General features: G+C 60.9%; 11 protein-coding genes. 3 read left to right on the forward strand and 8 right to left on the reverse strand.

The window, feature by feature from the left end; translation table 11 throughout:
- The first annotated feature begins 4 nt into the window (after positions 1–4).
- Positions 5–1462, forward strand: coding sequence for an MFS transporter (locus SOM28_RS03790; RefSeq protein WP_320467256.1), 1458 nt, complete (start codon positions 5–7; stop codon positions 1460–1462).
- An 88-nt stretch (positions 1463–1550) separates the two neighbouring features.
- Here the strand turns inward: SOM28_RS03790 and SOM28_RS03795 are convergent, their stop codons facing one another.
- On the reverse strand, positions 1551–2051 hold the full coding sequence (locus SOM28_RS03795) for a hypothetical protein (protein ID WP_320467257.1): 501 nt from the start codon (positions 2049–2051) through the stop codon (positions 1551–1553).
- A gap of 566 nt (positions 2052–2617) precedes the next feature.
- On the opposite strand from SOM28_RS03795, the gene SOM28_RS03800 reads away from it, so the two are divergent.
- Both SOM28_RS03800 and SOM28_RS03805 read left to right on the forward strand, forming a co-directional pair.
- On the forward strand, positions 2618–3145 hold the full coding sequence (locus tag SOM28_RS03800) for a TetR/AcrR family transcriptional regulator (RefSeq protein ID WP_320467258.1): 528 nt from the start codon (positions 2618–2620) through the stop codon (positions 3143–3145).
- The gene (locus tag SOM28_RS03805) at positions 3142–4278 is read left to right on the forward strand and encodes an MFS transporter (RefSeq protein ID WP_320467259.1); all 1137 of its coding nucleotides are present in this window, start codon (positions 3142–3144) and stop codon (positions 4276–4278) included. Before SOM28_RS03800 ends, SOM28_RS03805 begins: the two co-directional genes overlap by 4 nt.
- A 398-nt stretch (positions 4279–4676) precedes the next feature.
- On the opposite strand, the gene SOM28_RS03810 is transcribed toward SOM28_RS03805, so the two are convergent.
- From SOM28_RS03810 to SOM28_RS03840, 7 genes are all read right to left on the reverse strand, one after another.
- Entirely contained in the window at positions 4677–6428 is a 1752-nt protein-coding gene (locus SOM28_RS03810; RefSeq protein WP_320467260.1) for a putative phage abortive infection protein, read from the reverse strand.
- 205 nt (positions 6429–6633) lie between these two features.
- A complete protein-coding gene (locus SOM28_RS03815; RefSeq protein WP_123071111.1) occupies positions 6634–8136 on the reverse strand; it encodes a tripartite tricarboxylate transporter permease in 1503 nt (500 codons plus the stop codon).
- Between the two features lie 6 nt (positions 8137–8142).
- Positions 8143–8607 carry a tripartite tricarboxylate transporter TctB family protein gene (locus SOM28_RS03820; protein WP_123071110.1) on the reverse strand — a complete coding sequence of 155 codons (465 nt, stop codon included), beginning with the start codon at positions 8605–8607 and terminating at the stop codon, positions 8143–8145.
- 161 nt (positions 8608–8768) lie between these two features.
- Positions 8769–9743, reverse strand: coding sequence for a tripartite tricarboxylate transporter substrate binding protein BugD (locus SOM28_RS03825; RefSeq protein WP_123071109.1), 975 nt, complete (start codon positions 9741–9743; stop codon positions 8769–8771).
- A gap of 259 nt (positions 9744–10002) precedes the next feature.
- Positions 10003–12315 (reverse strand): xanthine dehydrogenase family protein molybdopterin-binding subunit, encoded by a 2313-nt coding sequence (locus SOM28_RS03830; RefSeq protein ID WP_320467261.1) that lies wholly within the window; start codon positions 12313–12315, stop codon positions 10003–10005.
- On the reverse strand, positions 12312–13361 hold the full coding sequence (locus SOM28_RS03835; RefSeq protein WP_320467262.1) for an FAD binding domain-containing protein: 1050 nt from the start codon (positions 13359–13361) through the stop codon (positions 12312–12314). The genes SOM28_RS03830 and SOM28_RS03835 overlap by 4 nt, the downstream gene beginning before the upstream one ends.
- The gene (locus tag SOM28_RS03840; protein WP_320467263.1) at positions 13358–13885 is read right to left on the reverse strand and encodes a (2Fe-2S)-binding protein; all 528 of its coding nucleotides are present in this window, start codon (positions 13883–13885) and stop codon (positions 13358–13360) included. Before SOM28_RS03840 ends, SOM28_RS03835 begins: the two co-directional genes overlap by 4 nt.
- Positions 13886–13969 lie beyond the last annotated feature (84 nt).

Here is a 13969-nt window from a genome sequence, read left to right on the forward strand (position 1 = left end):
GGCGATGAACGCCCCCGCTAGTGTAAGCATTCCGCGTCCGGCCTTGCTGGCCGGGATCTTCGTCTTCAATTTCATCGAGTTCCTCTCGACGGGCATGACGGTGTTCGCGGCCCCAGCCATCATGGGCCACGTCGGCGCCTCGCCCGAGGAATACGCAACCGTCTCGGCGCTGTACGCGGCGGTGGCGGTGCTGTCGATCTCTCAGCTGACGGTGCTGGTGCAGCGCCTCGGCTGGCGCAACTACCTGCTCGGCGGCGTGGTGTTCTATATGCTCGGCGCCTGGCTCTGCGCGGGCAGCGGCAGCGTCGCCGCCTTCGCCGGTGGCCGGCTGTTGATGGCCATGGGCGGCGGCGTGTTCATGACGGCCTCGCGCATGATGGTGAACCTGATTCCGCCGTCGCCCCAGCGCCTGCAGGGGATTGCGGCATTCGGTGGCGCGCTGTCGCTCGGCCTGGCGCTCGGTCCACTGGCGGCGGCGAAGTTCGTCGGGCACGAGGCCTGGGGCGGCATGTTCCTGCTGCTGGCGGCGCTGGCCGCGATCGGCGCCGGCATCGCGGCGCGCTGGCTGCCGGTGGGCGCAGACACGCTGGACGGCACCCCGACGCGCCTCCACGTGCCGGATGCGATCCTGCTCGGCGGCGGCGCCGCGGTCACGCTGTACGCCCTGCAGCACCTGACTTACGACTGGCATGGCGGCGAGCGCGGAGCGCTGCTGGGCCACCTTGCGCTGGGCCTTGGCTTGCTGCTGGCCTTCGGCCTGCTCAAGGCGCGCCGCCGTGAACCCTTCCTGCACCTGAACATCCTGGCCAGTGCGCGCTACCGCCTGGGCCTGATCATCTTCGCGGTCTGCTACGCGGTGCTCGGCATGGTCAATACCCTGTTGCCGCAGGCGGTACAGAAGGGCCTGGGCATGGGACTGGAACAGGCCGGCGTGCTGCAAGGCGTCGGCCTGCTGTCGACCTTCGTCGTGTTCACGGTGATGCTGCAGCTGGTCAAGCGCAATCCGCATCCGACCAGGTTCTTCGTGACCGGCTTCCTGATGCTGGCGGCGCTGGGCTGGCGCTTCGCGACCCTCGATCCGCGCGCCGATGCCTGGGACACGGTGATGCTGTGGCTCGGCCTGTTCGGCGGCTTCCTGACGCTCGGCATGGCCACCGCCGCGATCCACTCGTTCAAGGATCTGCAGGCCGACAACGTGGTGTTCGCGCACGCCCAGCAACTGAAGAACATGCTGGGCCAGGTCGGCCTGGCGCTGGGCGTCGGCGTGACCAATATCGCGCTGCAGGAGCGCACGGCGCTGCACTCGTCGCGCCTGGCCGAGAAGTCGACCGCGCTTCTGGATGGCGGCGCCGAGATGGCGCGCCAGGCCGGCCTGCTGGCGGGGCAGGATCTGTTCTGGGTCGTGATGGGGGTGGGGCTGGTGGGCGCCGTGCTGCTGGCCATGCAGCGCAGGTTCGACTAGAAGTATTCGAGGTAAACTTAGAGTGAGCATCAGTTAAGTGCTTCCTCTAGGTTAAAGCTTTATAGATGATTGTGGTGTGGACTTGGAATCAAGTGGAATGGCAACAGGTCGCTTGATGTAATTCGGTTGGGATTTTCCATGGCGGCGCGCGCGCTTTCGGGCCAAACCTAAAAACCGGACGAAAAGTCGGGCGGTGAAAAATTTCTTTATTGCGGAACGGAAGGCCTAGCGTTACGCTCATTGCAACTGGATGCGCTGTATACTTGAGCTCTTCTCTTGCGGAGCTCACAAATCGAAAGAACGCGTCCCTGATTTGACTATTTAGGTCATTTGAACGTCGGGATTGATGGGAGGAAAGCGCAATGCCTTCGGCCATCATTAAAGCCCATTGCGTAACGCTCTTGATCGCGCGAATTGGGAGTCTGCGAATTACAGGACCCTCATCGTCAAACGCCCTGTCAGGCAAATCGGCTGGCGTATCAGGGAAAGCAAATTCCAGCTGCTGAGACGACTCGTCAACGCGAGCAGAATTATCCGTATCGCCCTGCGGCACGGCATAATTATTCTCAAGTTGATGTGTCTGTTCCAACGCTGATGCTCCTGTAATCGCCAAAGTTGCGTGTGCCCTAGCTGTGATACCGCTTCAAACGACTGTCTGGTAGTCGAATGCCGGTGTGGAGGGTCAACCTCCGGGCTAAGATAAGTTTACAGCGCTTTATATTTATGAATTGATATCATTTCTCTTCGCTTTCTTTGATTTAATATAATCATTCCACAATGGAAATGCAAACTTGTATATCAGTCGCATTAGGATAAATAGCAAGTGGGTGTAATCAGCAGTGTATAAGGCTCCAATCAAGCTTAAGTACATCGTAAAGTTTTTTGCAACGTGGGAAAACACGAGTATAAACGCGTTGACCACCTTTTTCTTGCTAGACAATTTTTCTCCAATTTTGAAATTGGAGATTGCCTATCCTATCTGAGCTACCGACCACAGCAGGAGCCGGCATCAGTAAAGTGGGGCGCGGTTGTCGATCTTTCAAGTTCTTGGATGCACCAAATTACAATCTGTCGAGTTGACGGGGTCCGGCGATTAGAAATCAATCTGATTGAAGCGTGCGCCGTGACGTAAAACGATCGTTTTACACTTGGACCATGGATACGAACCCAGCACTAATCGCGACCGCCGAACGCCTGTTCTACGAGCACGGCTATATGGCCACCAATATGGACACCCTGGCCCGCGCGGCCAGGATGTCGAGCCGCACCCTGTACAAGCATGCCGGCAGCAAGGCCGCCCTAGTGGGCGAAGTGCTGGCTGCGCGCGACCGGCGCTTCTTCGAGCAGGTCGACGGGCTCGACGTGCGGGCGCTGTTCGGCGCGCTGGCAGGCTGGATCGGGCGCGAAGGCGCGCGTGGCTGCTTGTTCCTGCGCATCCTTTGCGAGACTGGCGGCGCCGAACCGGCGATCGTGGCGGCGGTATTGGCCCACAAGGCCAGGCTGCGCCGGCACGTGGCGCGCATCGTCGGGGCCGATCTCGGGCGCGCCGACGACGTGCTGGCCGAGCACATCGTGCTACTGTTCGAGGGCGCGGTGGCGGCCAGTGCCTGGCAGGGGGCGGCCGCGATCGAGGCGGCATGCGGGGCGGCGCTGGACCTGGTTGCAGCGGCGCGCGCGGCATGAACCGGACCGTCATTCTCGGCGCGACCGGCTTTGGCCTGATCGCAGTCTGCTACGGCTTCGCGCGCTTCGCCTTCGGCCTGTTCCTGCCGGCGATCGCAGACGATTTCGAACTCTCTTCCACGCTGGCCGGAATCATCTCGGCCGGCTCCTTCCTCGGCTTTTGCCTGGCGATCGTGGTGGCGGCCTGGCTGACCGAGCGGGTCGGCCCGTGCAGCGTGGCCGTCGCCGCAGGAGCGGCCGGCGCCGTCGGCATGATCGGGATCGCCAGCAGCGCCTCGCCCGCCTGGCTCGCCGCCTACGTGATCCTGGCCGGCTCGAGCACCGGGCTCGCCTCGCCGGCGCTGGCGGCGGCCGTGACCTCGATGGTGCCTGCGGACCGCCAGGACGCGACCAATACCTTCATCAATGCCGGCACCAGCGCCGGCGTCGCCCTGTCCGGCCCCGTCGCGGCGCTGATGGGCGCCGAGTGGCGGCTGGCTTATGCCGGCTTTGCCGGCGCCGCTGTCCTGATGGCCTGGGCCACGCTGAAAGTGTTGGCCGGCGCGGCCGCGCAGCCGGCCGGGCGATCGCCCCTGATGCCGCCGCTGACTCCCGACCTGAAGCGCCTGGCCGCGGCCGCGGGCCTGAGCGGGGCCGCGAGCACGGTGGTCTGGAGCTTCGGCGCCGACCTGCTGGCGGCCAATCTGGACTGGAGCGGTGGTCAGGTCGGCATGCTGTGGGCCGTCATCGGGTGTGCGGGCGTGGTGGGGGCGATGGCCGGATCCCTGATCGCGCGTTTCGGCATGCGCGCCGTGCACCTCGTGTTTCACATTGCGTTGGGGCTGGCCGTCGCCGCGGTCGGCCTGGACGGCGCGCTACCGTGGCTGGTACTCATGGGCGGTGGCCTGTTCGGCGCCGCCTACTTGATGCTGACCGGTGTCTATCTGGTGTGGGGCATCTCGGCGCTGCCCGAACGACCCGCGACCGGCGTGACGTTGGCTTTCCTGGCGCTTGCGGTGGGCCAGACCCTGGGCGCGATGGCGTTCGGCTTCGTCATGGAACGCGTTTCAGCAAACGTGGCGGTATCGTCGTTCGCAGCCTTGGCCGTGTCCGCCGGATTCGTGCGGCGACGCTGTAATGGAAAATCGGAATGATTAAGCACTGCATCTGTATCTTAAAAGTCAAGTTCCATATGCCAGCACTGCCCAGCGCGCAATATTGCAAGCTAATATAACCTCCGAGCCCAACAAGTCACATAGAAGCTGATCTACAATTTTGAGCATTGATTTTTGTCTTGCTATTGACATATCAGCTTCAGCCTTCCAATGGGCGCGATGTTCCAATCAGGGCGCGGCCATTATGCGGAACACGCATTGGGTAGATGAAATTGGATGAGCCCTTCAATAAATGAATAAGCCTAGCTCGTTGACGGCCATGATATTTATCCGGCGGAGAAAAACTATAGATAAACGTGTGTATTGCACCATTTATAGGTACTTCGCCAATTACATGGCAATAAACGGAGTGAGTGAATTTGCATTCTCACCAGATATTAAATATACAACTTGCCGATTGTTAGATACTCATCAAATTGCGGATTTCTTCCGAAGGCGCCAGTCGAAGATATTGAGAGGCCCGGAAGCGAAGTATACTGATCAATTTTTGAGTTTATCGAAATATTCGAGCCACTTATTCGCAACTCGTGTTCGCTATACACGTACTCAATCGGCATGTGCTCAAGAAACTCATATTCTATCAGTAGGGCGCGGAACGTCCCATCATCGACAATGGAATCCATGCAATTAAAGAATAGTATATTTAACTCATGCGCAGACAGTTGGGCTCGAAGGATATTGGTGTATCTCTTTCTGGCTTGATATTCCTCTGTGTCGTCGCCATTGGTAAGGTGCACTGCATACTGGTCAACAAAAGATAAAATTTGATACAAGTTCCTGAAATAGTGCCCGAGTACATGGTTGTGCTTATTCTGAATGATTTCATATATTTGAGATGGTTGAGTTATGTGTTTATCGACCGGACTGTAACGATTTACCTTGTCGAATTTTTGACGTATCGTTGTCATTATATGAAGGAATATTGGCCGGCCCTTCACCTCAGCTCCCTGCCGATTCTCTACTTGAATAGCGTTGATTTTTTTTTGTTCGCGTTGCTGCTCCTCGCTTGGAAGCAGTATCTCGTCCGGAGCGAACTTTAAGTCAAGAGTCGTCGCACTGTGCAGATTTAATAGGTTAAAGAAAGTTGTTTCGAATGTCTGCAGATTAGATACGAGCGCCGATTCATCTGCGCGCTTTTTCTCGTCTATTAACTGAATTCGCTGTATTAACACTGTGATCGCAAGCGCCAGCAACGTTCCAAATGTAAGGATTGGATTTAGAATGCCGCCCAAGAAATCCCCGAATGTTCCAGCATAGCCACCGAAATCAGCTAAGAAACTCGATTCCACTTCGGGAATGTTAGGTAGTTCTAATTGAATTCGCCAATGACGGTCATCTGCTTGATTTAAAGCCTTCAATGCCAAGGCTTGTCTATCAGCCAACTCGGCAGCAGCGTCATGAGCGCTTAGGTCAAAAAGCACAAGAGCTATTATTGCGGTAAAACATGCGACGGTTGCGAAGGCAAGGTAATTCGTGATTTCAAACGCAATCTGGCTACTGCTCTTTTTATTTATCAAGACGATATTTCTAAGAGAATGGCGCATGGCGTGCCATATTCGTTTTGCTAAAGTAATGTAGAGTAATACTGTGACTGACCAGAAAATAATATCGAGATAGGAAGCAATTGCGGGAAGTTCGCTAGAAATCTGTTCTTTAAATCCGAAGTATATAAGAATCCAAGTAGCGATTAATGCGATTCGGGCAACGATCTTAGCACTATGTGTAGAAAGCAATGCGAGATATGAAATCGACGGCAACACATTCGGCTCATTACCCTTTTTTAAAATTCGCTGGCGGTAGCGAAACGGGATTAGGTAGTTCAACGAATAGTCGTGGGCAATAGAGCTATTGCGATCCCGGAAAAGTTTAATGAGAGATATTCTAATATCTGCAAGTTTCTTATGCTTATTTTTTGTCAGTGGCTTTTGTGAAATTTCTCTAGATCCCATCAGCGCGTCTCGTCCATCCACACCGAGAGCAGCAACGAGTCTCCTGTCCAACGACGCAATGTGGAATTCAACATGTCCCCAACTATACGGTGCGCAGCACTTTCGAAGCCTGTCAATTTCGTCAGCCACTTTGAGTATTTCTTCTGGGGCGATTAGAGGTTTTTCATGTGGAGGAAGCATTTATTAATCTAGTCTAGTAGTTGATTAATTATTATTTCATAGGTAAGTGCAGACATCTACAGAGGGTCCATCCACCTTATGTTGCTATCCCCCCACAGGAGTAGAGTTGAATGACCACAAGCGATATTTAAAAAATAAAAAAGCCGTCAATACTACTCACTAGAGTGGTACTGACGGCGTCAGAAGGAGTTAATTACAGTTACAATCAGTCTTCCTGGAACGCCTCTTCGCGCTTCTTGCGCAGCGACGGCAGCAGCACGACGATCATCGCCGCCGCGGCCAGGCCCAGCATCACGCCCGAGATCGGACGCTCGATGAACACCATCGGATCGGCGCGCGACAGCAGCAGGGCGCGGCGCAGGTACTCTTCCATCATCGGTCCGATGATGAAGCCGAGCAGCATCGGCGCAGGCTCCAGTTCCAGCTTGGCGCACAGGTAGCCCAGGAGGCCGAAGATCGCCATCAGGTAGACGTCGAAGGTGCTGTTGTTGAGGCTGAACACACCGATTGCGCAGAACAGCAGGATAGCTGGATACAGCAGCTGGTAAGGCACCATGATCATGCGCACCCAGATGCCGATCATCGGCAGGTTCAGCACCACCAGGAACAGGTTACCGATCCACATCGAGACGATCAGGCCCCAGAACAGGCCAGGCTGCTCGGTCATCACGGCCGGACCTGGCTGGATGCCCTGGATGATCATCGCGCCGATCATCAGCGCCATCACCGGGTTCGACGGAATGCCCAGGGTCAGCATCGGGATGAACGAGGTCTGGGCGCCCGCATTGTTCGCCGCTTCAGGCGCCGCAACGCCTTCGATTGCGCCCTTGCCGAACTGCGCCGCGTTCTTGGAGACTTTCTTTTCGAGCGAGTACGAGGCGAACGAGGCCAGCATGGCGCCGCCGCCCGGCAGGATGCCCAGGACCGAGCCGAGGCCGGTGCCGCGGATGACTGGCCAGAAGATACGCTTGAAATCGTCCTTGTTGAGCATCAGGCCCTGGACCTTCTTCATCACCAGGTTGCGGCTTTCGTCGTGCTCCAGGTTGCGGATGATCTCGCCGATACCGAACATGCCCATCGCCACGATCACGAAGTTGATGCCATCGGCCAGTTCGGGCAAGTCGAAGGTGTAGCGCGCCGAACCCGAGTTGACGTCGGTGCCGACTACGCCCAGCAACAGGCCCAGTAGCACCATGCCGATCGCCTTGAGCAGCGAACCGCTGGCCAGGACCACCGAAGCCACCAGGCCAAGCACCATCAGCGAGAAGTACTCGGCCGGGCCGAATTCGAGCGCCATATCGGCCAGCGGCGGCGCCGCGACGGCCAGCAGCACGGTGGCGATGGTGCCGGCAAAGAACGAGCCGATGGCGGCGGTCGCCAGGGCCTTGCCGGCCTGGCCGTTGCGCGCCATCTGGTAGCCGTCAAGGGCTGTCACGACCGAAGACGATTCACCCGGCAGGTTGACCAGGATCGCTGTGGTGGAGCCGCCATACTGCGCGCCGTAGTAGATACCGGCCAACATGATGAGGGCCGATTCCGGCGGCAGGCCGAAGGTGGCCGGCAGCAGCATGGCGATGGTGGCGACAGGGCCCAAGCCCGGCAGCACGCCGACGGCGGTGCCGACGAACACGCCCACCAGGCAGTAGAACAGGTTCTGGAGGGTAAAGGCCGTTTCCAGGCCGAGTGCGAGATTGCTGAAGAGTTCCATTTTTAATTATGCTCCACCGAACCAGGGACCGAACATGGGCATCGGCAAGCCAAGCAGCTTGACGAACAGGCCCACCGCAAACAGCGCCGCGCCGATCGCGAGTGCGATCGCCTTGGCCAGGTTGAATTTCTGGCCGGCGTAGGAGCTGATCATGATCAGCACCAGGGTTGCGGGAATCAGGCCGGCGTCGCGCACCAGGAAGCCGAACAGCAGCACGGCGACCAGCACCAGGGCCAGCTCGCGCCAGTACAGGCGGCCGATCGGTTCGCCCTCGCGGAAGAACGAGCGGATCAGCGACGCAGCGCCGACCAGCGACAGCAGGCCGCCGAGCACGGACGGGAAGTAGGCCGGACCCATGCGGCCGGCCGTGCCCATTTCATAGTCCTGGCCGATGACTATGGCGGAGAGGCCGAATAAGAGAAAGACGATGCCACTCCAAAAATCCTTTGGGTGGCGTATGAATGCTGGCACGTGGTGGTCCCCTTTTTTTGTGGTGCAAATGCGGTGTTACAGATGCAGTGGTTCGAAATGTGTTTCAGCTACGGTGCGGCAGGTACGACGGGTACGACAGGTACAGCAAAACGCACCGTCCCGGTGGAACCGGTACGGTGCGTAATATCAGATGCTCATGCTCAGTCGGCGAAAGCGCCGGCCTTCTTGATGATCGGACCCCACAGGTCGATCTGCTGCTTGAGGTGGGTGCGCAGCGCTTCCGGCGTCGCCTGGTTGGTCGGCACCGGTTCGGTGCCCAGGTCGTTGAAGCGCTTGACCACGTTCGGATCGCGCAGCGAGGCGCGCAGGGCGTTGGCCAGCGCGTCCACGACCGGCTTCGGCGTGCCCTTCGGCGCGTACAGGCCGTGCCAGACGCCCACTTCGAAGCCCGGCAGCGCGCCCGAGGCCAGGGTCGGCAGGTTCGGCAGCGACGGCACGACGGTCTTGGTCGTCACGCCATAGGCCTTGATCTTGCCGCTCTTGATCTGGCTGGTGGTATTGGTGGTCTGGTCGCACATGAAGTCCACCTGGCCGCCCAGCAGATCGTTCATCGCCGGGCCGGTGCCTTTGTAGGGCACGGTGGTCAGCTCGACGCCCATCGCGGTCTGCAGCAGCATGCCGCACAGGTGCGAGGCCGAACCCAGGCCGGCGTGGGCGTAGGTGACCTTGTCCTTGTTGGCCTTCACGTAGGTGATCAGCTCTTTCATGTCCTTGGCCGGGAAGTTGCCGCGGGCGACCACGGTCATCGGCACGTCGGTGATCAGGCCGATCGGCTCGAAGCTGTCGATCGCGTTGTACGGCAGCTTGCGGTACAGGGCAGGGGCGGTCGACTGGCCGATGTGGTGCAGGAACAGGGTGTAGCCGTCGGGCGCGGCCTTGGCCGCGCGCGCCGCACCGATGGTGCCGCCGGCGCCGCCGACGTTCTCGATGATGATCTGCTGCTTGAGGGTGGTGCCCATCGATTGCGCGACCAGGCGCGCGACCGTGTCGGTCGGGCCGCCGGCCGCGAACGGCACGATCATGGTGATGGTCTTGGTGGGGTAGTTCTGGGCCTGGGCCAGGCCGCTGCCGAAGGCAGCCAGGCACGCGACAGCGCACAGCATCTTGAGCTTCATGTTTGTCGTCCTCGTCAATCTCGTTTTTGGTATGGGGTCGGCGGCCCGCACCTTTGTGGTGCATCGCTGCGCTCTAGCGTTGTCTTACGCAGCTAGGGTTGTACCAGTAAACATATTGATATGCAACTACGTGGAAATACGTATGTCGCATGGGTGTGACGAGGGTCGGCAAAAGCAGCACACCACAAGATGAAAAAGTCGAAACGACAACGCCGACGGTGAAGGCCGTCGGCGTCTGATCAGTGCCGGCAGAACCGGCTTACACCGGCGCTGGCACCGGAAGTTCCCGGTCGCCCATCAGCAGCTTGGCCGGGGTCATCGGCGTGGTGCGCAGGCGTTTGCCGGTCGCGTGGAAGATGGCGTTCGATACAGCCGCCGCCACGCCCACGATCCCGATCTCGCCCACGCCCTTGGCGCCGAGCTGCTTGCTCACGATGCGGTCGTCTTCTTCCACGAAGATCACGTCGATGTCGTGGATGTCGGCGTTCACCGCCACGTGGTATTCGGCGAAGTTGTGGTTCATGAAGCGCCCGTACTTTTCATCGGTATGGGTTTCTTCATGCAGGGCCTGGCTGATGCCCCACACCACGCCGCCGCTGATCTGGCTGGCCGCGGTCTTGGCGCTGATGATGCGCCCGGCCGCGATCGCACTCACCACGCGGGTCACGCGCACCATGCCCAGCTTCTCGTTGACGCGCACTTCGCAGAACACGGCCGAGTGCACCGCGCGCGCGTACTTGCGCTGCTTGAGCATCTGCGGCGTCATGAAGAATTTCTCCTCGACGCTGTCCTTGCCCTCCTCACGCAGCACGCTGGCGATTTCGACGCGCCGCGCCGGATCCTTCTTGAGGAAGATGGCGCCGTCGCCGAATTCGACGTCGCGCATGCGGGCGCCGTCGATGGGCGAATCCTTGATCCCGGTGGCCATCTTGAGCAGCGTCTTCTTGAGCTTCTCGCAGGCGCCATGCACGCCCGAACCCACGGTCGCCATATGCGAGGAGCCGCCCTCGATCGGCGCCATCGGCAAGGTTGAGTCGCCCAGCTGGAAGGTCACCTTTTCCATCGGCAGGCCCAGTTGTTCGGCGGCCACGATCGACATCGCGGTATAGGTCCCGGTGCCGATGTCGGTCGCCGCGCTGCTGACCACCAGGCGGCCGTCGGCGTGCATCACGGCGCTCACGCGCGCCACCATGACCAGCGCATCCCAGATCCCGGTCGCCATACCCCAGCCCACCAGCTCTTCGCCGTCGCGCATCGTGCGCGGTTCGAGCGGGCGCTGGTCCCAGCCGAAGCGCTCGGCGCCCTGGCGGTAGCATTCGCGCAGCTCCTTGGTCGAGAACGGCTTGTCCTCGATCGGGGCGACGTCGGTGTAGTTCTTCAGGCGCAGGGCCAGCGGGTCCATCTTGAGTTCGTACGCCAGCTCGTCCATCGCCACTTCGAGCGCGTGAACGCCGTGGGCGGCGCCCGGCGCGCGCATGTCCAGCGGGGTGAAGCGGTCATGCGCCACCACGTGGTAGCCCAGCTTGACGTCGGGGCAGGCATACAGCTGGCCGGACCAGTTGACGATCACTTCCACGTAGTCCTCGAGGCGCGAGGTCTCCTGGATCGCCTCGTGCCAGATCGCCTTGAGCGTGCCGTCCTGGTCGGCGCCGAGGCGGACGCGGTGCCAGGTCTCGGGGCGGTGGCCGAAGCTGAACATCTGCTGGCGGGTGAGCACGACGCGCACCGAGCGCTTCAGCTGCAGCGCGCCCATCACGGCCAGCGGCAGCTGGTACTGCGGACGCAGGCCGGAACCGAAGGCGCCGCCGACGTAGGGATTGCGCACCGTGACCTTGTCCTTCGAGATGCCGAAGCCGTGCGAGACGTACCAGCGGCTGTTCTGCGAGCTTTGCGTCTTGTCGTAGATGGTGAGGTGGCCATCCTCGCCGTAGATCACGGTGGAGGCGAACATCTCCATCGGATTGTGGTGCTCGACGCCGTTGTAGTACTGCGAGTCGATCTTGACCGGGGCATTCGCGAACGCCTTTTCGCCGTCGCCGGTGGAGCTGGGCGGCGTGAAGCCGGCCTTCATCTTCTTGGGCTCGTAGGCTTCGTCGAGGCGTTCAAGGTGATTGGTCTCGTGCTCCTCGACGTCGTAGTGCACCCGCACCAGCTGGGCCGCGTGGCGCGCCGCTTCGAAGGTGTCGGCGATCACCAGCGCGACCGGCTGGCCGCTGTAGAAGATCTGGTCCGAGAACAGGGGGCGGAAAGGCGAGCCGGCGGGCGCCGTCATGTCCTTCCAGGCGATGTCGAAGGAGCGCATCTTGGGGCGGTTCTCGTGGGTCATCACGGAAATCACGCCATGCGCGGTGAGGGCGTCGACGGTGTCGATGCGGGTGATGCGGCCCTTGGCCACGGTGCCGCTGACGACCACGCCGTAGCACAGGTCGGGGGCGAACACTTCGGCCGCGTACTGGGCCTGGCCGGTAACCTTGGCGCGGCCGTCGACGCGCGAGACGGCCATGCCGCTCTTGACGCGGCCGGTGCCGGCCGGCGCGCTCGGGGCACGCAGTTCTGGAATCAGGTCGGTCATGCGTTGTCTCCCTCTGGGGCGCGGTCGCTTCCGCTTGCAATATCGGTGCCGCGGGCGGCGCTGGTCAGGGCCTGAACGATGGCGTTCTTCGCCAGGGTCAGCTTGAAATCGTTGTGGCCGTAGCCGCGCGCGCCTTGCAGGATGGCGTCGGCTGCGGCGGCGAAGGCTTGTTCGCCGGCTGCCTTGCCCACCAGTTGGGCTTCGGCCGCTTCGACCCGCCACGGTTTATGGGCCACGCCGCCGAGCGCGATGCGCGCGGCCTTGATCGTGCCGCCGGCATCGAGGTCGAGCGCGGCCGCCACCGACACGAGCGCGAACGCATAGGACAGACGGTCGCGCACCTTGATGTAGGCGCTGTGGGCCATGAAGCGCTCGGCCTGCGGCACGGTGATGTGGGTGATCAGCTCGCCCGGCTGCAGGGTGTTGTCGATCTCGGGGCGGTCTTCGGGCAGGCGGTGGAAGTCGGCGAAGGGGATCTGGCGCTTGCCGCTGCTGGACTGGACGTGCACGGTCGCGTCGAGCGCGCGCAGGGCCACGCACATATCGGACGGGTGGGTCGCGATGCAGCTCTCGCTCGTGCCCAGGATCGCGTGCTGGCGGTTGACGCCGTCCTTGGCCGGGCAGCCGGTGCCGGGCTCGCGCTTGTTGCAGGCGGTGCCGACGTCATAGAAATAGACGCAGCGGGTGCGCTGCATCAGGTTGCCGCCATTGCTCGCCATATTGCGCAACTGGGGCGAGGCGCCGGCCAGGATCGCGCTCGACAGCAGCGGATAGCGCTCGCGCACCAGCGGGTCGTAGGCCGTATCGGCGTTGCGGGCGAGGGCGCCCAGCAGCAGGCCACCGTCGTCGCCGATCTCGACTTTATCCAGGTCGAGCCCCTCGATCTTGAGCCCGTTGATGTCGACCAGCTGCGAAGGGCGCATCACGCCTTCCTTCATCAGGTCGAGCAGGTTGGTGCCGCCTGCGATCGGGCGCGCTTCGCCGGCGCTCAAGGCCGCCAGCACGCCATCGAGGTCTTTCGATTGGGTGAAGATGAATGGATTCATGCGAGCACCGCCCCGGTCGTGAAGGCCGGCTTGTCGCCACTCTGGTTCTTGCGCAGGTCCATCACCTGGATCACGGCGTCCGCGATCTGCGGATAGGCGCCGCAGCGGCAGATATTGCCGCTCATGAGTTCGCGCACATCGTCGCGCGACTGGGCCTGGCCCTCGTTCATCAGGCCCACCGCCGAACACAGCTGTCCGGGGGTACAGTAGCCGCACTGGAAGGCGTCGCACTCGATGAAGGCTTGCTGGAGCGGGTGCAGGTCTTCGCCATTCGCCAGGCCTTCGACCGTGGTGATTTCCTTGCCGTCCTGCATGACCGCCAGGGTCAGGCAGGAATTGATGCGCTTGCCGTCCACCAGCACCGTGCATGCGCCGCATTGTCCCTGGTCGCAGCCCTTCTTGGTGCCGGTCATGCCTGCGCGTTCGCGCAACAGGTCAAGCAAGGTCACCCAGGACTCGACGTTGAATTCGCGGTCTTGCCCGTTGATACGCAGGCGGACCGGATACTGCTGGTGAAGTTCCATGGTCATTTCCCCTCTATGAGAAGCCATGACCTTACCCGTGCAGCGGGGGCGTCACGGTTAGGTGACGCACCCATTCCTGAGCTT

The sequence above is a fragment of the Massilia sp. CFBP9026 genome (assembly GCF_034045165.1).
GTDB classification, from domain to species: domain Bacteria; phylum Pseudomonadota; class Gammaproteobacteria; order Burkholderiales; family Burkholderiaceae_D; genus Telluria; species Telluria arenae.